This window comes from Actinocatenispora comari (assembly GCF_017312725.1).
Lineage (GTDB): Bacteria > Actinomycetota > Actinomycetes > Mycobacteriales > Micromonosporaceae > Actinocatenispora > Actinocatenispora comari.
The window spans coordinates 173,759-193,033 of sequence record NZ_BOPO01000055.1 but is presented as its reverse complement, the minus strand read 5'-3'; the positions used below and the strand labels follow the sequence as shown (position 1 = coordinate 193,033).

Here is a 19,275-nt window from a genome sequence, read left to right as displayed (position 1 = left end):
CTCCCTAGCTCAGCGCGTAGGCGCGGATGATGGTCTGGGTGACCGCGTTGCCGTCCGCGTCGTGGGCGGCGATGCGCAGTGACACGTAGCCGTTGGTGCCGGCCAGTTCCGGGTGCTGCACGGTCGTGCTGAACCCGCCGTCGCCGGTACCGGTCGCTTCCTGCGGCTCGCTCCAGGTCTTGCCGTCGTCGTAGGACACCGAGACGGTCGCGGCGGACCCCTGCTGCGTCGAGTGCTGCTGGCCCGCGACGGTGAAGCCGAACGAGTACGCGTCGCCGGCCGGCGCGTGCGACCCGCTGTCCAGCGGCAGGTCGTAGGTGACGAACAGCAGCGGCAGGAACGAGCAACCGCGGGCGGGATCGGGCGGGCAGTCCTCGTCGTCGGCCAGCTTCGCCGCCGCGTCGCCGGGCGCGGAACGGAACGTCCAGTCCGTGTCGACCTGCTGCTCGCTGTTGCCGTTCGGGGTGTAGGCCCAGTCCAGCTCGTAGTCCGCCGCACCCGACAGCATCGGCAGCGGCACCTGGTACGGGCGAAGACCGCCGTCGGAGTTCGCCGTCGAGCTGAGCGCCAGCGTTCCGTTGCGGGAGAACCGAAGCGACGACGCCGCGGCCGAGATGCCGTTCGTGCCGGCGTAGTGCGCGGGGTTCGCGTCACCGAGCGGCTGGAGGAACAGCACCGCGTTGTCGTCCTGCCGGCACGCGCCGCACACGCCCAGCCACGGGTCGCTCACCACCACGCTGCCGGTGCCGATGCCGACCTTCGGCTCCTGCTGGTACGGCATGGCCGGCGACGGCACGCCCGGTCCGCGGTCCCAGTCCTCGGTGATCACCTCGCCGGGATGGATGTGCCGCCGCCGGTCCCAGCGGCGGGTACCGTCGCTGCCGTTCATCGCGGCCTGCCAGACGGTCAGGTCCGGCTCGCTGGTGTACCAGTAGTCGGTGCGCTCCCCGACCGGCACCTTCGACCCGTTGGTGACGTTGCTCTGACTCCACGGCGTGAACACGTTGGCGAGCACCTGCGGCTGCGTGGTGCAGGTCGAGCAGGCCCCGGCGTGGATCGTGCTGTGCACGGTCGTGAGGTCCGCCTTCGTCACGTGATGGGTCAGTGTCGACGGGATCTGGCCCCGGTTCGGAAACTCCAGCGCGTACCGGGGGCCGGGGTTGAGCCCTCCGGTGGACTGGACGATCTCGGTCTGCGCCCCGAAGTCGAACGAGCCGGTGCGTACCGGTTCGGTCGGGGTCACGTACAAGGGGTTCTGCTGGTCGAACCCGCGCAGCATCCGCATCGCGACGTAGTAGAAGTAGGAGTCGAAGCCGTACGGCTGGACCCGCGTGGCGCCGCCGGTGACCGACGTCCGGGTCATCGACAGGTAGTCGACCTGCTCGTAGCCGCTGGGAGCCGGATCCACCGTCGCCTCGTACAGCTTGGCCTGGCGGGCATCGAGGGTGACGGTGGTGTCCTTGGTGACCGACACCTCCGGCTTGACGACCAGGCTGGACTGGAGGCTCAGGTCGTCGCCGGGCCCGCTCATCACCGCGAAGTCCAGGTTGAACTTCCCCTCCGGGACGCTGAAGTTCGACGCGCCCTGGATCCCCGGCAGGCCGACGAGCACCCACCCACGGGTGAAGTCGTCCACGTTCTGCAGGACGCCGACCATGGTGGCGGGTTTGCCGTCCCGGCCGATCGGATCCACCGTCAACGTGTGGTATGGCAGGGCCGGGCTGCTGTCGGCTTTCGCGCTGAGCGGCGCGGCCTTGGGCGCCGCACCGCCCGGCTTCGCCGCCGGAGCCAGCGCCGGCGCAACGGGCAGCGCGGGTGCCCCGGCCGGGCGCTCGAGGGTCAGCCTTCCACCGCCGGGCAGCGTGCCGACCGGCGTGTCCGACGCGCCGCTGCGGCTGTCCCGCCACTGCTTCACCAGCATCGTGCCGAACGCCCGGGCGCTCTTCTTGGCCACGGTGCCGGTCCCGCTGGCCGCGGACAGTGCCGGCAACTCCGAACCCCGGTGCCCGGACACCGTGACGGGCACGGTCTTGCTGTGCGCGTCGTCGAGCTTGGCCCGGACCAGGTAGCTGACGTCGAACAGGCGCAGGTCCATCGTGGACGACAGGTAGGGCGCGGCGGAGTTCGGGATCACGTACTTGTCGCCGTTGAAGCCGAACATCGAGAACGTGGCGCCGTCGGCGGTCCCGGCATCGAGGGCCGAGACGCTCTGCGTACCGTCGCCGCTGGTGTCGACGCGGAACCGGTCGCCGGTCACCAACGTGACGGTCGCGCTCGACGGCGCCTTCGGTTGTGCGGCCGGCCGAGCCGGCGTCGCCGGTCCCGGATGGCGCTCCACCCTGACCGGTGGGCTGGTGGAGCCGCCGGGTGCCGCGGTCACGACCCCGGCCACCGCAACCGAGCCGGCGACCAGCGCCAACCCGGCGGCGACCGAGACTGCCCTGCTGGGGATCTTCATGCTGTCCTCCCTGTGTGGTCCGATCCGGCGGGTGGCCGGCGATCAGAGTGGCCGGTACCCGTCGTCCGACGGCGTCGGATCGGTACGTTCCGGGCCGGCGCCGCCGCACGGGTCGATGGGCGACGTTGCGTCTCCCGGTACGGGCCGGGCGTCGTCGGGCCCGACCGGTGGCCGGGAAGGCCGGCCGGTCGTCGGGTCCGCGCCCCCCGCAGGTGGGCGTGACGGGTCATCGGGCATGAGGCGTCCACTCCGTGGTCGGGGCCGGGTCGACCCGGAGTCTGCGCCTTCGTCACACCCGCCGACGAGTGATCGGATGAGGGTTTTTTGCGCTCCGGCGGGGTTTACTCGTCGGCGTCGAGCACACCGAGCCCGACCGCGCGCACGGCCAGCGCGGTGCGGCTGTCGACCCGTACTTTCCGCATGGCCGAACGGAGGTGGCTCGCCACCGTCTGCCGGGACAGGGTCAGCTCGGCGGCGATCTCCGGGTTTGTTCGTCCGGCCGCCACCAGCCGGACGACCTCCCGCTCGCGCGGCGACAGCTCGTCGCCGTAGCTGGGCCGCCCACCACCGTGCGGCGCGACGCCGTGCTCACGCAGTGTTGCCGCCGCGCGCTCCTTGGCGACCGTGGCGCCCAGCCGGGCGAACCCGCGGCGCGCCTCGTCGAGCAGCCGAACACCGGCCTGGTCACCGGCGGCCAGCAGTACCCGGGCGCGACGCTCGGTCGCCCGCAGCGCATCGTAGGGACGCGGCTGCGCGGCCCACGCCCGCGCGGCCTGCTCGTAGCGGGCGGCGGCCTCGTCCGACGCGCCGCGCGCCTCGGCCAGCATCGCCTGGCACAGCAGCAGCGCGGCCCGCGGGGCCGGGATCTGCCGCTCGCCCAACCCGGCGGCGAAGTCGGCGACCAGCGCCGCGGCCTCGTCCGCCCGGCCCGCCGCAACCAGCGCCTCGACGTACACCGGCACCGGCGCGGTGGCCAGGATCCACAGGCCGCTCCGCGCGATCAGCTCGACCGCCTCGCCGCCGATGCGCAGCGCGTCGGCCATCCGCCCCTGGCCGAGCCACAGCATCGCCAGCTCGGCGACCGGGTCCACCGCGATCCCCACCGTCCGCGGCGGCAGCGTCTGGTCCACGACCAGTTCGAGTCGACGAACGGCCCGCTCGGCATCGCCGCCCGCCGCGTCGAGCGCACCCGCGACCAGTGCCGCCTCCCGCCGGCTGCCCGGGGACAGCTCGGGGTCGTCGGCCAGCGCCGCCGCGCGTGCAGCCAGGCCCACCCAGTTGCCGGTACGCCAGTCGAGCCGCAACAGGTTGGCGCGCGCGATGCTCCGTAACCGCTGGTACCGACCGGCGTCGGTGAGTTCCAGCGCCCGGTCCAGCCGCTGTCGGGCCTCGACGTTGCGGCCCCACAGCAGGGCCAGGTCGCCGATGTTGACCTCGACCCGCGCGACGTGCGGCCGGTCGACAGCGCTCCCGGTCGCCGTCGACAGCTCCGCCGCCACCTCCCAACCGGATTGCTCACCAAGAGCCAGCAGGCTGGTCATCAGGTCCACGTCGACTCGCAGCCGCTCGGTCGCCGGCAGCCCGGCCGTCAGCTGCGGTACCTGCTGCAGCCAGCGCCGGCAGGTCTGCGCCGTGCGGTCGACCCAGCCCGGGTAGCTGAGCAGGGCAACGGTCATCGCCAGCTGGATGGATCCACGCGGCAGGTCGGGCACGGCACGTTCCAGTTGCGCGTACCCCTCGGCGTAGTGCGACCGGTGCAGCAGCAGGCGGCCGAGCTGGGCGCGCACCTCGGCCCGCGGCACCGGCGCCAGCCCATCACTGTCCAGTGTGGAGCGTAATGCGGCGATCAGCCGGTTGTAGCGCTGCTCGTCGGTCACCGAGGCGAACGTGAGCTTGTAGGTCAGCCGGCCCACCTCGTTGGGCGCGGCGGTGGTGGCGTAGGTGATCAGGCTGTCGAGCAACGCGACGCCGGTCGCCTCGTCGCCCGCGAGCTGCGCGGCGTCGGCGGCACGCTCCGCGTAGCGGAACCACTCGGCGGACTCGCCGGCCTCGCCGAAGTGCCGAGCCAACCGCCCGACCGGCTGCGGCGTCGACCGCTCCAGGTGCCGGGCCGCACGCAGGTGCATGGTGCGCCGCTCCCGGACGGCGGTCGCCTCGTAGACCGCGCGGGAGGCAAGGTAGTGCCGGTACGAGACGGCCCCCCGCTCGTCCTCGTCCAGCAGGCCGGCATCCAGTGCCTCGGCGAGCGCGGTGCACGCAACCTCCGGCGCCAGCCCCGACACGCCGACGAGCAGGTCCTCGTCGGCCGGATCGACCAGTACCGCCATCGCCCGCAGCACCGTCAGCGTCGCCGGGCCGAACCGGGCGGTACGCTCCAGCACCGCGTCCCGCACGGTCGGCGGTACCGCGATGTCGGCGAGATCCTGCCGGACCCAGTGGCCGTCCCGGTAGAGCAGGTCGGCGCGCTCGGACATCAGCCGCACCGACTCCTCGATCGCCAGCGGGACACCGTCGGTCCGCTCCCGCACGAACTCGGCGAAGCTGTCCGACAACTGCTCGTCGGACAGCATCGACGACACCAGCTCCGCGGTCTGCGCCACATCGAGCGCGGTGAGCGAGACCCTGGCCCGGGCCGTACCCACCGGTAGCCCGGAGGACAGCCGGCGCAGCAGCGAGTCGGCCGCCACCTCCTCCGGCCGGTACGTCACGACCAGGCTCACGGTCGCCTGCGACACCAGGAACAGCAGGAACTCCAGCGTCGCCTCGTCGGCCCAGTGCACGTCCTCGACGACCAGTACGCTCGCCTCGAGCGCCTGCATCAGCTCCACCAGGGCGCGAAACAGCCGGTGCCGGGCGGCGCTCGCGTCCTCCGCCGGCTCCAGCGCCGGCGGCAGCGCCTCGGCCCACTCCGGGAACAGCTGCCGCAGCGCACCGGCCAGGCTGCTCAGACCCAGCGCCGCGACATCGTCGGCGGCCGGGCGCACCGCGTCGACCACCGGCCCCAACGTGTACGGGACACGAAACGGTGGGCACCCGCCGACCAGGACCGGGCCGGAGGCGGTGGCCAGGACCTCGCGCAGCAGCCGGCTCTTGCCGATGCCCGCCTCACCCTCGATCAGCACCACGGCGGGCGACTGCGCCAGCGCGTCGCGTACCGTCGCGAGGTCGCGGTGCCGGCCGACGAAGCGCGGGCGGGAGACGAGAACGGTGCCGACGTCGCGCGGTTCCCGTGCCGTCATCGCTCACCTCCCGCGGCCAGCCGGTCAGCGCCGGACGCTACCCAAGATCAGCGTGGTTGGGAAGTGCCGCCTGCGCTGATCGACACCGCGGCAGCGACCTGGGGCCACGCTCGGCTCCGCCCAGCGCGATGCCACGAGCAGACGATCGAACCTCGACGCACGGTCGGCGTGCTGGCTCGCGCCGCGGCCGCGATCAGCGAAGCCCGACGGCGACAAGCCATGAACGGCGACGAGGTTGCGAGATTCGATCAAACCGCGCGCGTCGGCCACGGCCACAATGAGATACGTGGCTGAGCAGAATCCGTTCTTCGTACGTTTCGTCGAGCTCGTCGCGGCCCAGCTGGACGATCCTCTCTCGACAGCCGAGAGTCTGGCCCAACAGCTGCACGTTTCCACCTCTCAGTTGCATCGACTGCTGGGCGCGGTGGCCGGAGAGCCGCCCGCACAGTTTCGGCGCCGGATCCTGCTCGAACGAGCCGCCTACGCCCTCTTGGGCCCGGACCGATCGATCCTCGACATCGCGGTCGATGCCGGCTACGCCTCGCACGAGGCGTTCACCCGCGCCTTCCAACGCGCCTACGCGGCCACTCCCTCGACCTGGCGAGGCAGGCCAGGCGACCCGCGAATCGCCAGCGCCAACAACGTCCACTTTCACCCACCGGCGGGGCTGGTCCTGCCCACATCCGACGGAGGCATCCCGATGGATCTGGTCACCATCATGGTCGAGCAGCACGTGGCTGTCGTGGCACAGCTGCTACACGCCTGTCGCGGGCTTGCCGCCGCCACCCTCGAGCAGCCGATCACCGTCACCAACGCCGACACCGTCGATGACGACCTGACCATCCGGCTGCTCGCAGCCAGGCTCGTCGACGAGCTCGGAATCTGGAACGCCGCGGTGGCCAACGTTGCCTACACGCCACACTCCTGCGATCATGCGTCGATACCCGAACTGGAGAACCTGCTCGACGAACACGGCGAGCTGTTCATACGGCACGTCCGTGACGCGTCCGCCGGCGCCACGCTCGGCGACACCTTCGTGGATGCCACGTCGGGCACGCCGTACTTCTTCACCTATGCCGGCATGGTCGCCCACGTGCTGGCCTACGGCGCCTATCGCCGCACACTGTGCGCGGGCGCGCTGGAAGCCCACGGCGTCACCCTGACCGAGGACCCCCTCAGTTGGCCACCATTGCGCCCCGACGGCCCCACCCTCCCCGCGTGATGTTCAGCGGTGTCCCACACGGGCATGCTCCAGCAATCTCGGCTCGGTCCGCGACGAGCCCTCGACGAACCCACGCCACGTCCTCCGATGTCGCAGCGGCGGAGCTGGCGGGGTGGCAGGTCAGTGGCGTTGCCAGCGGCGGTGGACGGTGAGGGCGGCGAGCTCGCGGGCACGTTGCGGGGGCGGCGGGCCCGGTTCGGCGAGGAGGTCGGACACGAGGTGGGCCGCCTCGCGCAGTTCGCAGCCCGCCGCCAGCTCGTCCGGTGCGAGCCCGGTCGCGCGCGCGATGACGTCGAGGACGACCGACCGATGCGGCCCGCTGAACGCCGCGAGGAAGAACCAGTCGTCCAGCGGCTCGCCCCATCGGGCCCACTCGAAGTCCAGCAGCGCCAGTACCCGCCCGTCGGCGGCGAGCCAGTTGTCCCAGTGACAGTCGGCATGGACCGGGACGTCGACGCTTGCCCGCGGCGGCGCCTGCGTCGCGATGGCCGTCAGCCCCGCCAGTACCGGTCCGGTCAGCCGACCGTCCGACGCCAACCGCCCGATCCCGTCGAGCAGCGTGTCGCGGTCGAGGAATCCGCCGTGCCCCAACGGTTCCCGCAGTACCCGGTCAGCCCCGCGCGAGGGTACCCAGGCGTGCAGCGTCCGGAGCCGTTCGACCGCCTGCTCGGCCAGCGAACGGGCGGCCGCCGCGGTCACGCCGGGCAACCCCATGCCGGGCGCCGTGCCCAGGATCCGGGCGTAGCACGCGTACCGGAACTCCTGCGCGCCGTACCGGAACGTGCCGCTGCCCAGCAACGGTGCGGTCAGGCCGGCCGGCAGCTCCGCGGCCAACGCCGCCTCGCGATCCAGACGACGGTGCCGGCTGCCCTCGATGACCTTCACGACGACGTCCGGCCCGACGAACACGTGATGGGACAGGCTCGACACACCGGACAACGATCCCGCGTCCCGGCCCAGTACCGCCGTGGCGATCCGCTGTGCGATCGCGGCCTTCGGTGCCGCCCCGGCCACAGGCACCCTCCCCACGGTGGTACGGCGACCTGCGATCACGGCGTCGTGGATCTCCCCGTCGAAGACACGGTAGCGCCGGCGCGGTCAGGCGGTGCGTGACTCGTGTTTCTAACCTGACGGCGTGATCGTGTTCAACGTCCTGATCTACGCCGCCTTGCTGGGCGTGCTGGCCATGGGGTTGTCGAACCTCGTCGGCGGGATACGTCGCCGCAAGGCCGGTGACATCGCCGGCGGGGTGTTCTTCGTCCTCGTCGCGGTCGGGTTCGGCTGGGCGATGTCGTTCGTGGTCGTGCAGCAGCACCAGATCGCCGCGAGCCAGGTCGACCGCGCCGATGCGGTGCGGTGCACCGCCACGATCCTGGGGCAACAGGACGCGCACTCCCGCATCAACGGCGCCGAGCTCTACCGGTTCCACCTGCGCGTACGGATCGGCGGCAAGGCTCCGTACGAGACGGACAGCATGGCCGTGGAGTCGCCGTACACCGGTGGTGAGCTCGGTGCGGGCCGCACGGAGTACGCGTGCTGGGCCGATCGCCACGATCCGGACCGGGTGGAGATCCGCTGGGCGGATCCGGTTCCCTGAGCAGCCGGGAGGCCGGCGCTGATCCGGTCCCGGGCGCGCTGCCTGGTTTGGCGGGCCGTTCATCGGGAACTACGAGTGGTGGGCCACATCGCCCGAGGACACGAGACCACGTGGGGGGTTTCTCATGGCCAGTGACGACAAGATGGCCAACAAGAAGGACGAGTTGGTCGGCAAGGCGAAGGAGAAGCTCGGCGAGGCCACCGACAACGAGCAGTGGCAGGCCGAGGGCAGGAGCAAGAAGGCCAAGGGCGACGTCAAGCAGGCGGGCGAGAAGATCAAGGACGCGTTCCGCGACTGACGTGTCGCCAAGACCTCGGGCGCGTGCCGGCTACCACCCGGCACGCGCCCGACGCATCGGAATTGGATCTGATGGCGTGCGACGCGGCAGCACCTCGCCGGGGTCCACCAGGCCGTCACGGGTCAGGCGTGCAGCCTCAACCGCAGCGCGCTGCACGTATCGCCGCCGACCGGCAGCGGTCAAACCGTCCTGCCCGAACCGGCTCTGCACATCGAGCGGCGGCCACCGCCAGACGAGGCGTTCATGAACACGCGACGCGTGCTGCCGCCGCCAGCGCCGGTCCGCCGGCACTTCCCGGTAACGCATCGGTCCCGGTCACCGAATCCCGGGGGTAGCCGTTCGGCCACCTACTGCCCACCAATTGGCAGACGTTTCCCGCCATTCCGCTGATCCGCGACTTCCCCGGCATACCGCACGCTTGTGTCGAACCCGTGCGTCTGCACTGGGCCGGTAGCCCTGGATCGAACGGACACCGCATGACCGAGAACCCCCCTACCGCGTCGCCGTACAACGGCGGTCAGCCTCCCTACCCGCCGCGGCCGCCGTACGGGCCGCCCGCGCCGTTCGCGCCGCCACCGCCGCCGAAGAAGAAGGGCATGTCGACCGGCAAGATCGTGCTGCTGTCGATCCTCGGAGTGTGCGTGCTGTGCCTGGGCAGCAGCGTCCTGCTCGCCGCCACCGGCGGAGGTGGCGACGACAACCCGAACGACGTGGTCGCCGCCGACGACGGGACCAGCCAGTCGGCGTCGGCCGCCCCGCACAGCGGCAAGACGAAGGCCGCGGCGCCGGCGAAGAAGACCATCTCACCCACCCCGACGAAGCCGAAAGCCAAGCCGAAGGTGACGTTCAAGGTGTCGGGGTCCACCCCGTCCGGTGTGGACATCACCTACGGCTCCGACAGCGACAACCGTCAGGGCGGCGACAGCGCGCCGTGGTCGGCCACGCTCAACCGTGACGACTCCGGCGACACCCAGTGGTATTCCATCACCGCCCAACTGCAGGGCGGCGGGGACATCACCTGCACGATCTTGGTGGACGGCAAGGCGATCGCCTCCGGGCACGCCTCCGGCGGCTACAACATCTGTCAGGCGCAGATCATCCAGGGCTGGACCGGCACCTGGAAGAAGGTGTAGCCACCCTGGCCGGTCCACCAGCCGCGGCCCTCGAGACCACACGGCCCCGAGGGCCGCTTCGTGTTAACTGGTGCGCCTCCACCCAGCCCACCGCGCTGTACTCGCTCGTCGACACCGCCGCGGTTCCCCCGTGATCGTTGCCCAGGTGCAGAAGGCACGTGGCCGTTCGCACGGGCCCGCACGGAGGGGTCAGGTCCCGGATGTAGCCGAGACGGATGTCGCTTGCCGGGTGCCACTGGCACGCGCCTGGCGCATCAGGACTAGGCGTGCGATGCGCCGGCACGCCGCCGTACCCAACGCGATCTCCCCGGTCCGGCGGCAGAGAACGCGAAGGCGCACGCCGGACGCTACGGAAGGTGCACTGACCGATCGCGGCTCAGCAGGGGCCGGCATCCGCAACTACGAAGCGAGCAGACCGCAGCGCGCTTCACGTATCGCCGTCGACCGGCAGAGGTACGACTACCGGGCGCCGAACGTGGCTGAAGATCACCGAGGTGCGCACGTGCACGATCTCGCGCCGTTGCGTGAGCCGGTCCAGGATGAAGGCGCTCAGCTGCTCGTTGTCGGCGACCGCGATGTGCAGCAGGAAGTCGTCGTTGCCGGCCATGACGAAGTAGGACAACACCTCCGGTAGCCCCGCCACGAACGTCTGGAACGACTCGATCACGGCGCGGTCCGGCGGGCGCAGTTGCACGGCCACCATCGCCTGGGTACCGCGGCCGATCTTGCCCAGGTCGACGTCGGCGTGCTGGCCGCGCAGGATGCCGCGCCTGGTCAGCCGGCGGATGCGTTCCAGGCAGGTGGACTGCGCGACGTGCAGGCGGGCCGCGAGTTCCTTGTTGGTGAGCCGGTGGTCCTGCTGCAGGAGCGTCAGCAATGCCGTGTCAAGTTCGTCCAACTCCGTCGTCGACACCGGTCCTCCGTGGATGATTCGAGATTTTATCGGTCAAGCCGAATCGTCTACGGAGTGTAGCCCTGTTCTCCGCAACCGCTGCTACGTTGAGTGCCGTTCGACGGCAGCGAAGGAGAGACACGTGGCAGGTCGACCGGCGTTCAAGTGCGCGATCGTGGTCAGTGCCGAACTACCGACCGGACTCGCGGCCAACGCGGCGAGCGTGCTCGCCCTGACCATCGGCGACCGCGTCGACGGGCTGGTCGGAGCCGACGTCAAGGACGCCGACGGCGTCGTGCACGCCGGCGTCATCCGCACCCCGCTGCCGATCCTGACCGCGCCGAACGACCGGGTACGCGGCATCGTGCAGGAGGCGGCCGCCCAGGACGAGACGTTCTTCGTCAGCTTCAGCGCGCTGGCGCAGAGCTGCCGCACCTACGACGAGTACGTCGAGAAGATGGCGGCCACCGCGACCGCCGACCTGGCCAGCGTCGGCATCGGCCTGTACGGCCCGCGCAAGCAGATCGACAGGCTCGTCGGCGCGCTGCCCCTGCTCCGCTGACGCCGCACGGTCGGCTCGCCGCTCTCGGAACCGATCGGGTGTGCTGGCTCGAGCTGGCCGCGACGCCGGCGAAGCGCTCGCCGGCGGGGCGAGCCCTGGCGGCAAAGCTCGCGGCCGGGTCCGCTCGACGACGGTGACGGGCGAACGGCAGATGTCGGCATCGCCGGTACCGCAACGCGTCGAGGCTCGCAGCCGACCTCGTCACGTGGTGGTGGCCAGGTGCCAGTCGACGCGCAGGGTGTTGACGCGGCGGTCGAAGTCGCGCCACTCCTCGCCCTCGGCACGGTACGCGCGCAGGCCGGGCAGCACGACCGGCCGGCCGGTGGCGCGGTGGGCGACAGCGTGCTTGCGGGGGCCGCCCTTGCCGTCGCGCTCGCGGACGGTGATGTCGGTGATCTGCTGCCAAGCCAGGAAACGGCGTCGGTACGGGGTGCGCAGGCGCAGGCCCTCGCCGGTGACCTCGGTGGAGCCGTACAGGGCGGGCGGGATGGTGCCCAGCACGGGGAGCAGCCAGATCACGGTCAGGAACACGGCCAGCCGCCAGTCGGCCAGCCAGGGCAGGCCGCACAGCACGACGGTGCCGATCGCGACGGGGATCTCGGTGCGACGGCGCTGATGGCGGCTGAGGGTGAATCTGCTGGTCACCACCGGCCGATGGTAGGCGCGGCCCGCTACCGGTCAGAGCCGCGGCGCCAGCCGCCCCTGAGCGGTCGGGTCAGCCTGACTGAAGCCCCCCGTGCCAGCAGTCTCGGCACAGCTCGTTCGCCTCGTGAAGCGAAGCCCGACATCCCTGGCCGGCGGTCAACCCAGGAGGTTGTCCAGGTGATAGTCCAGCACCGTGAGCGCGTCGTCGGGCGAGCGCTGCCCTACTGCGACATCAACGCCCAGGCTGGTGATCAGACTCCAACAGATGTCGGCGTCGATCAGTCCGTTGCCTCGCGGGGGCGTACCCCGCTCCTGCCGAGCGGCAGCGATGAGCGTCGCAGTGAACTCCAGGAGTTCACTGCTTCCCGGTGCCAGAACGCTGACCATGGCGGGATCCGAGATCGACCTCCCGACGACCGCGACCGATAGCTGCAGCAGGCGCAGGCTCTCCGGGTCGCGGGAGAGCAGCGCGCGCAGACACTCACGCAACGTCGTCTCCGCACTCGCCGAGTCGGTGGCTCTGATAGCGGCATCGATCCGGGCATTGAGTGCTTGGACCGCACGGTCGAGCGCGTCCCGGACCAGTTGCTCCCGGGTGGCGTAGTAATGCTGCACCTGCCCCATGGACACGCCGGCCTCCACCGCGACCTTGCGCAGCGTCACCCCCTCCAGCCCGTCGCGCAGCGTCAGTGACCAGACCGCTTCAGCTAGGCGGTGCCGGCGCTGGTCGTGGTCGACGATCTTCGGCATGCGTCCCTCCTGGCGATCCCATGCGCTCGCATTGCATCGCCATGCACAGTCTATTACAATGCAACTGCATTGCAAAAATGACCCCAGGGAGAGAACCGTGAAGTTCGTCGTACTACTGATCATCGGAATGGCTCTGGTGGTCTTCGGGGGCCAAGGCGCGATCCGGCTGCTCATCGATCACCACAACGGCGGTGCACTGAGCGGACTGCCGTTCCCGGCTGCCCTGTGCATCTATCTCGCTACCACCGCCGGCGGTGCCCTTCTCGCCGGTTGGGCGCAGGGCCGCGCCAAGGCCCTCGGCCGCCTCAAGTAGCACCCGGGCGACAGCACCTTGCGATGGTCGTCACCAGAACATCGCCACGTGGTCAGGACGGGGCGATCACCGTCTCTTGCCTACGGTCTCGCCGCCGCATGCGCACGATCGCCGTCACCGGCGTGCGACAAGCGGATCGTTCCGCATGGACACCTGGCAGACCCTGCGACGTCGGGCGGTCAGGGCAGCGGGTGGCGGGCGGCGAGGCGTCGGGGTGCCTGCGCGGCCCACGCCTGACGTACCCAGTCGTGCAGCCGCTCGGGTGCGACCCCGTCCAGGACGACCTCCAGGCCGAGGAAGCTGCGTCGAGCGTCCTGTCGGCGTACCAGCGTGGTGTGCTCGGGATCGGCCGCCGCCGCCTGCGCCGCCGCCTCCTCGGTCAGGCAGCAGACGACGGTCGACTCGTCCGCGCCCATGCCGAGGAAGGTCCTGCCGTGCACCGACCATTTCGGCGTCCAGAACCGGAAGTGCAGCGTCTCGGTCACCTCGGGCAGCGCGCTCGCCCAGGCGCGGATGTCTGTCGTGTCGGTCATGACGTTCATTCTGCCGGCCGGGCGAGCAGCCGCCCCGCATCCGCCGCTCGCCGCCGTTCGCCGCCGGCGCCGGCGCCGAGCAGCAGAGCGGGAAGCGGTGCGCAGCGAGCGTTGCCCGGGGAGCGGGAGCGGCGGCCGGCGCCCTTGGTGCGGCCACGGGTTGCTCGGGTCACCGCTCGGTGGCGGTGATCCGCTCCGGTACCCGGCGTTGCGGCGCGGCGCCGTCGGCGTCCGGGACGACCCGGGCCGTGACGGCCGCGGCGACCAACCACACCAGTGCGGCGGCGATCCCGAGCCGGTGCAACCCGGCGACGAAGTGGTACGGGTGGGTCGCGGCGCCGACGACCGCGCCGAACACCGCGATCCCCAACGCGGTACCGGCCTGCCGGGCGGTGTTGACGACCCCGTTGGCGAGGCCGGCCCGGCCGGGCGGCGCGGACCGCAGCGCCGCGGCCACCACCGGCGCGGTGAACAGCCCGACACCCACGCCGACCCCGAGCAACGTCGGCAGCAGCGACAGGTACCCGTCGCGGTGCGGATCGGCGGTGGTGGCGAGCAGCGCCGCCGAGCCGACCGCGGCGATCAGGGCGCCGGCGAGCATCGGCCGGCGCGGACCGTACCGGGCCGTCAACCGGCCGGCGAGCGGCGAGAGCGCCACCAGCGGTACGAAGATCGGCACCAGCAGCAGGCCCGCGGTGGCCGGCGGCACCCCGCGTACCGACTGCAGGTAGAGGGTGACCACGAACAGGGTGCCGTTGGTGGCCAGGTTCATCGTCAGCGCGAGCAGGTTGGTGCCGGTGAACGCCTTGCCGCGCAACGCATCCAGCGGCAGTGTGGGGGCGGTGGCGCGCCGCTCGACGGCGATCAGACCGGCGGCGGCGCACACCGCCACCGCGGCGGCACCGGCAACCAGCGGCCAGCCTGCGCCGCGACCGGCGGCGATCACCGCGTACACCAGGCTCGCCAGGGCGACCGCGGCCAGCGCCGCGCCGGCCGGATCGAGCCGGCGGCGCCGGTCGGCGCGACCGGCGGGCACCGCGAGCAATGTGGCGATCACGACCGCGACGACGATCGGCGGGTTGACCCAGAAGATCGACTGCCAGCCGAACACCTGCACCAGCACGCCACCCAGCAGCGGACCGGCCGGCAGCGCGAGCGACGACACGCCGGCCCAGATGCCGAGGGCGCGCGCCTGCTCGGCCCGACCCGGGTACGCCTCGGTGATGACCGCGACGCTGCACGGCAGCAGCAGCGCCGCGCCCACACCCTGCCCGGCGCGCGCCGCGACCAGTACCGCGAGGCTGGGCGCCAGCGCACAGGCCACGCTGGCCAGGCCGAACACCAGCAGGCCGGCGACGACGGCGCGCCGGTGCCCGATCCGGTCACCGAGCACGCCACCGGACAGCAGCAGCGCGGCCAACACGACCGCGTACCCGTCGACCACCCAGCCCACGCCGCCGGTGTCGGTGGAAAGCCCGGCCGCGATCGCCGGTATCGCCACGTTGATCACCGACACGTCGAGCAACACCAGGAACATCCCGGCGCACATCAGCAGCAGGACCAGTTTCGGACGCGTTGTCATGCGCTCCACGCTGGCACCGGAACACTTCCGTGCCGGTGGAAGTGTCGCCGTGGCAGGCTCGAGGCATGGCAGCTCGAGACACCCCACCGGTCGCCGCCGTCCCGAGCGTCCCGCACGGCGGCGGGGACATCGACGTGTCGCAGGTGGCCGCGCTGTTCGCCGATCGCACCAGGGCCCGGGTGCTGACCGCGCTCGCCGACGGGCGGGCGCTGCCGGCCAGCGTGCTCGCCGCCGAGGCAGGAGTAACCGCGCAGGCCGCGAGCGCCCAGTTGGCGCGGCTGCTGTCGGCCGGGCTGGTCACGGTCGAACGATCCGGCCGGCACCGGTACTACCGGATGGCCGGCGCACCGGTCGCGGCGGTGCTGGAGGCGCTGGCCCGCATCTCCCCCACCGAGCCGGTCCGGTCGCTGCGGCAGGGCACCCGGGCCGCGGCCCTGCGCGCCGCCCGTACCTGCTACGACCATCTCGCCGGGCGGCTCGGCGTGCAGGTCATGCAGGGCCTGCTGGATCGCGGCGCGCTGGTCGCCACCGACGGCGTGCGCACCCCGCGACGCCGGGCCGGCGACGGGCTGGCACAGCAGCTGCGTACCCATCCGTACCGGCTGGGGCCGGCCGCGGCGGACGTGTTCGCAGCGCTCGGCGTACCGGTGCGTCGGCTGGCGCCCGCGACCACCGGACGGCCGCTGCTGCGCGCCTGCCTGGACTGGAGCGAGCAACAGCACCACCTGGCCGGTCGGCTCGGCGCCGACCTGCTCACCGGCCTGGTCGAGCACGGCTGGGTGACCCGGCCGCCGACCCGCCGCGCGGTGCGGCTCACCCCGGCCGGCGCGGCCGGGCTGTCCCGGGTGCTGGGCGTCACCACCGAAGCGGCGCAACCGGAACCCGCCCACCGCGCCTGACCCGAACCGGCCGCGCTCTGCCGGACGCCGCCGGTGCCCGCGCGGAAACCCACCCCAGTTCCGGCAATCCGGGCCGGCGCGCGGCGCACGGTCCTAGCATCGGTTCCGGGACGCGGCAACGGTTTCGCGTGGGCGAGGCCGTGCAGTCGTGCCGTACCAGCGCGGGTTGTCACGGTGGCCGTCGACGCCGGGTGGGCGGGCGTCGGATGCCGCACGGTGCGCGCCGCGCAGAGGATCGCGCCGGGCGCAGGGGGTGTCGCGGTGACCGCAACGGTCGACAACCACAGCGGAGACGAGGAAGCGCTGCGGGTACTGGAGTCGCTCGCCCGGCTGCCCGCCGGCGACCCGGACCGGCAGCGGCGCCGGGAGGCCGCGATCCGCGCGTTCCTGCCGCTGGCCCGGCGGCTGGCCCACCGGTACGCGCACACCAGCGAGGATCCGCAGGATCTGGTGCAGGTGGCGACGGTCGGGCTGATCTGTGCGGTCGACCGGTACGACCCCGGGCACGGGACGAGCTTCTACGCCTACGCGGTACCGACGATCCGCGGCGAGCTCAAACGCCACTTCCGGGACCGCTGCTGGATGATCCAGCCGCCGCGGTCGATTCAGGAGCTGCGGCTCGCCGTCAACGCGGCCCGGCAGCGGCTGGTGCACGACCTGGGCCGAATGCCGACCGTACCGGAGCTCGCGGACGCGGTCGGCACGAGCGCGCGGCGGGTGCGCGAGGTGATGGCCGCCGAACAGGGCTACCAACCGGTGTCGCTCAACGTGCCGTGCCCCGGCCCGGACGGCGCCGACGGTGCCGAGCTGGCGGAGCTGCTCGGCGCGCCCGACCCGGCGATGGAGTCGGTACCCGACCGGATGTCGCTGCCGGGCGCGCTGGCCCAGCTGACCGACCGGGACCGCGCGGTGCTCGTGCAGCGCTTCGTGCACCGACGTACCCAGACCCAGATCGGCCGATCGCTGGGCATCTCGCAGATGCACGTGTCCCGGCTGATCGCCCGGGCGCTGGCGCAGCTGCGGGCCTACCTGGAGGGGACGCCGCCGGTGCCGTCGGTGACGCCGCGGACGCACCGCCAGGCGGCGTGAGCCAAACAGTGCGGTTTCGATCGCCCGGATCGGGGTAATCGCCGGGCATTCGGGCGAATCGGGAGGTGACCGGCGATGTCCGAGCCGGCGGGCGCAACCGTACTGGACCGGTTGGATCAGCGGACACCGACCCGCTTCTACTGGTCGCTGACGATCCTCGCCACGATCGGCGGGTTCCTGTTCGGCTACGACACGTCGAACATCGGCGCGGCGTTGAACTTCGTCCCGTTCCACCTGTCCGGGTTCGCGCTGGGCTATCTGGTGGCCGGTACGTCGATCGGCGCCGCGGCGGGCGCGCTCGCCGCCGGGCCGTTGACCGACCGGTTCGGCCGCAAGTCGCTGCTGATCGCCGACGCCGCGATCTACGCCGCCGGCTCGCTGCTCGCCGGCCTGTCCTGGCACGCCTGGGTACTGATCATCGCCCGGACCCTGATCGGCCTGGCGATCGGCGCCGACTCGGCGATCGCCACCGCCTACATCGCCGAGTACGCGCCGGCCGGCAAGCGCGGCTCGCTGAGCCTGTTGCAGCAGTGGATGATCACCATCGGCATCCTCGTCTCGTACCTGGTGGCGTTGGTGATCCTGCGGATCGCGCCCGGTGCGGCGACCACGGTCGACTGGCGGCTGATGTTCGCGCTCGGTGCGCTCCCGGCGATCGTCGGCCTGATCTTCCGTACCCGGATGCCGGAGTCGCCGCGCTGGCTGCTGCACCACGGGAAGTTCGACAAGGCCCGGCAGTCGCTCGGCATGCTCGGCGTGGACACCACCGACGAGCAGATCAGGGCGGCGGCGCGCGACGTGGCCGAACGCGAACGCCAGGAGAAGAGGCAGCGGCGCCGGAAGTGGACCCCGGCGGTGCGGCGCGCGGTGATCATCGTCGCGGTGTTCTTCGTCTTCCAGCAGATCACCGGCATCAACGTCCCGCTGTACTACGGGCCGACGCTGCTCGCGCCGATCCTGGGCGGGGCGCATTCGACCGTGGCGCAACAGATCCAGGCGGTGGAGATCACCTCGATCATGACGGTGATCAACGTCGGGGCGACCTACTTCGGCTTCAAGTACATCGACAAGCTCGGTCGGCGCAAGATGTCGATCGGCGGGTACGGCGGGATGATCGTCTCGGCGCTGATCGCCGCGGCGGGCCTGGGACTGCTGCACGGTACGGCCGAGATCGTGGTCGGGATGATCGGGCTGTGCCTGTTCATCGCGTCGTTCGCGGTGGGCGTCGGCGGCACCGGCTGGCTGCTGCAGGGCGAGTCGTTTCCGACCGAGGTACGGGGCCGGGCGGCGGCGATCTGCGCGACGGCCGACTGGCTGGCCAACTTCGCGCTGATCCAGGTGTTCCCGGTGTGGCAGTCGGGGATCGGGCTGCCCTGGGTGCTGGTCTGCTTCGCCGGGCTGGCCGCGATGGCGATCGTGTTCATCTCGATCTTCCTGCCGGAGACCAAGGGGCTGCCGGTCGAGGAGGTGGTCCGCCGCTACGAGCGGCACGCCGCCCCCGGCGCCGCCGAGATGACCAACTGACCGGCGCTATCCAGCCGGTACCAACGGTTTCCGTCGCCGCCGAGCCGGACGGCGGCAAGGTCAGGCGCGGCTGGCCGCGTGCTCGATGAACCGGCCGAGCAACTCGTGCAGCCGCTCGCGGTCGGCGGTGGACAGCGGCGCGAGCAGCTCGGCCATCACCTGCTCGGTGACCCGTTCGGCGGTGGCGAGCCGGTCCCGGCCGGCCGCGGTGAGGTGCACGTCGTAGCTGCGCCGGTCCCGTTCGTTGCGCCGCCGCTCGGCCAGGCCCTGCCGCTCCAGCTCGTCGATGATCAGCACCATGGACGATTTGTCCAGCTGCAGCCGGTCGACCAGGGCGCGCTGGCTGACCGGGCCGGTCTCGGCGAGCGCGCCGAGCACGCCGAGGTGGCGCAGCTCGACGTGGTGCTCGCGCAGGGCCTTGTTGCCCGCCAGCCGGGCGTACCGGTGGGCGAGGAAGAGCTGACCGCCGATCTCGGCGTTGGGGGTCGCGGCATCGGTCACTCCGACAGGTTAGCTGATGACAGATGATCTGAGCTCAG

The 19,275-nt window shown here is 71.9% G+C and carries 18 protein-coding genes; 9 read left to right on the top strand and 9 right to left on the bottom strand.

Translation table 11 applies throughout. From position 1 onward, the window contains the following. Nucleotides 1-4: 4 nt before the first annotated feature. Together NUM_RS17120 and NUM_RS17115 are read right to left on the bottom strand one after the other, a co-directional pair. Nucleotides 5-2,458 (bottom strand): hypothetical protein, encoded by a 2,454-nt coding sequence (locus tag NUM_RS17120; protein WP_207125860.1) that lies wholly within the window; start codon nucleotides 2,456-2,458, stop codon nucleotides 5-7. Between the two features lie 341 nt (nucleotides 2,459-2,799). Next, complete coding sequence (locus NUM_RS17115; protein WP_207125859.1) at nucleotides 2,800-5,697, bottom strand: ATP-binding protein; 2,898 nt, start codon at nucleotides 5,695-5,697, stop codon at nucleotides 2,800-2,802. Between the two features lie 286 nt (nucleotides 5,698-5,983). Between NUM_RS17115 and NUM_RS17110 the strand changes: the two genes are divergently transcribed. After that, nucleotides 5,984-6,919 (top strand): helix-turn-helix transcriptional regulator, encoded by a 936-nt coding sequence (locus NUM_RS17110; protein WP_207125858.1) that lies wholly within the window; start codon nucleotides 5,984-5,986, stop codon nucleotides 6,917-6,919. 120 nt (nucleotides 6,920-7,039) lie between these two features. On the opposite strand, the gene NUM_RS17105 is transcribed toward NUM_RS17110, so the two are convergent. Further along, nucleotides 7,040-7,939: a phosphotransferase gene (locus NUM_RS17105; protein WP_207125857.1), complete on the bottom strand. Its 900-nt coding sequence runs from the start codon at nucleotides 7,937-7,939 to the stop codon at nucleotides 7,040-7,042. A 115-nt stretch (nucleotides 7,940-8,054) separates the two neighbouring features. On the opposite strand from NUM_RS17105, the gene NUM_RS17100 reads away from it, so the two are divergent. The 3 genes from NUM_RS17100 (at nucleotide 8,055) to NUM_RS17090 (ending at nucleotide 9,947) form a co-directional block, all read left to right on the top strand. Next, on the top strand, nucleotides 8,055-8,516 hold the full coding sequence (locus tag NUM_RS17100; protein ID WP_207125856.1) for a hypothetical protein: 462 nt from the start codon (nucleotides 8,055-8,057) through the stop codon (nucleotides 8,514-8,516). A 124-nt stretch (nucleotides 8,517-8,640) separates the two neighbouring features. After that, nucleotides 8,641-8,814, top strand: a complete 174-nt coding sequence (locus NUM_RS17095; protein WP_207125855.1) for a CsbD family protein — start codon at nucleotides 8,641-8,643, stop codon at nucleotides 8,812-8,814. Between the two features lie 476 nt (nucleotides 8,815-9,290). After that, nucleotides 9,291-9,947, top strand: a complete 657-nt coding sequence (locus NUM_RS17090) for an MmpS family transport accessory protein (protein ID WP_207125854.1) — start codon at nucleotides 9,291-9,293, stop codon at nucleotides 9,945-9,947. A 427-nt stretch (nucleotides 9,948-10,374) separates the two neighbouring features. Here NUM_RS17090 and NUM_RS17085 read toward each other — a convergent pair whose 3' ends face one another. Beyond that, entirely contained in the window at nucleotides 10,375-10,860 is a 486-nt protein-coding gene (locus NUM_RS17085) for an Lrp/AsnC family transcriptional regulator (RefSeq protein WP_225918640.1), read from the bottom strand. A 121-nt stretch (nucleotides 10,861-10,981) separates the two neighbouring features. Here NUM_RS17085 and NUM_RS17080 point away from each other — a divergent pair, with 121 nt between their 5' ends. Further along, complete coding sequence (locus NUM_RS17080) at nucleotides 10,982-11,401, top strand: DUF2000 domain-containing protein (protein WP_207125853.1); 420 nt, start codon at nucleotides 10,982-10,984, stop codon at nucleotides 11,399-11,401. Nucleotides 11,402-11,602: 201 nt separating this feature from the next. Here the strand turns inward: NUM_RS17080 and NUM_RS17075 are convergent, their stop codons facing one another. Both NUM_RS17075 and NUM_RS17070 read right to left on the bottom strand, forming a co-directional pair. Further along, a complete protein-coding gene (locus tag NUM_RS17075; protein WP_207125852.1) occupies nucleotides 11,603-12,049 on the bottom strand; it encodes a PH domain-containing protein in 447 nt (148 codons plus the stop codon). Nucleotides 12,050-12,202: 153 nt separating this feature from the next. Beyond that, the gene (locus tag NUM_RS17070; protein ID WP_207125851.1) at nucleotides 12,203-12,796 is read right to left on the bottom strand and encodes a TetR/AcrR family transcriptional regulator; all 594 of its coding nucleotides are present in this window, start codon (nucleotides 12,794-12,796) and stop codon (nucleotides 12,203-12,205) included. Between the two features lie 97 nt (nucleotides 12,797-12,893). On the opposite strand from NUM_RS17070, the gene NUM_RS17065 reads away from it, so the two are divergent. Further along, nucleotides 12,894-13,109, top strand: a complete 216-nt coding sequence (locus NUM_RS17065; protein ID WP_207125850.1) for a hypothetical protein — start codon at nucleotides 12,894-12,896, stop codon at nucleotides 13,107-13,109. Between the two features lie 179 nt (nucleotides 13,110-13,288). Here NUM_RS17065 and NUM_RS17060 read toward each other — a convergent pair whose 3' ends face one another. Continuing rightward, nucleotides 13,289-13,642, bottom strand: coding sequence for an MmcQ/YjbR family DNA-binding protein (locus tag NUM_RS17060; RefSeq protein ID WP_207125849.1), 354 nt, complete (start codon nucleotides 13,640-13,642; stop codon nucleotides 13,289-13,291). 169 nt (nucleotides 13,643-13,811) lie between these two features. Beyond that, nucleotides 13,812-15,224 (bottom strand): MFS transporter, encoded by a 1,413-nt coding sequence (locus NUM_RS17055; protein WP_207125848.1) that lies wholly within the window; start codon nucleotides 15,222-15,224, stop codon nucleotides 13,812-13,814. Nucleotides 15,225-15,289: 65 nt separating this feature from the next. On the opposite strand from NUM_RS17055, the gene NUM_RS17050 reads away from it, so the two are divergent. The 3 genes from NUM_RS17050 (at nucleotide 15,290) to NUM_RS17040 (ending at nucleotide 18,736) form a co-directional block, all read left to right on the top strand. Next, nucleotides 15,290-16,123 (top strand): ArsR/SmtB family transcription factor, encoded by an 834-nt coding sequence (locus tag NUM_RS17050; protein ID WP_207125847.1) that lies wholly within the window; start codon nucleotides 15,290-15,292, stop codon nucleotides 16,121-16,123. A gap of 261 nt (nucleotides 16,124-16,384) precedes the next feature. Next, nucleotides 16,385-17,212: a SigB/SigF/SigG family RNA polymerase sigma factor gene (locus tag NUM_RS17045; protein ID WP_225918639.1), complete on the top strand. Its 828-nt coding sequence runs from the start codon at nucleotides 16,385-16,387 to the stop codon at nucleotides 17,210-17,212. A gap of 75 nt (nucleotides 17,213-17,287) precedes the next feature. Beyond that, nucleotides 17,288-18,736 carry a sugar porter family MFS transporter gene (locus tag NUM_RS17040; RefSeq protein WP_207125846.1) on the top strand — a complete coding sequence of 483 codons (1,449 nt, stop codon included), beginning with the start codon at nucleotides 17,288-17,290 and terminating at the stop codon, nucleotides 18,734-18,736. 60 nt (nucleotides 18,737-18,796) lie between these two features. Here NUM_RS17040 and NUM_RS17035 read toward each other — a convergent pair whose 3' ends face one another. After that, a complete protein-coding gene (locus NUM_RS17035; protein WP_207125845.1) occupies nucleotides 18,797-19,237 on the bottom strand; it encodes a MarR family winged helix-turn-helix transcriptional regulator in 441 nt (146 codons plus the stop codon). Nucleotides 19,238-19,275: the final 38 nt, after the last annotated feature.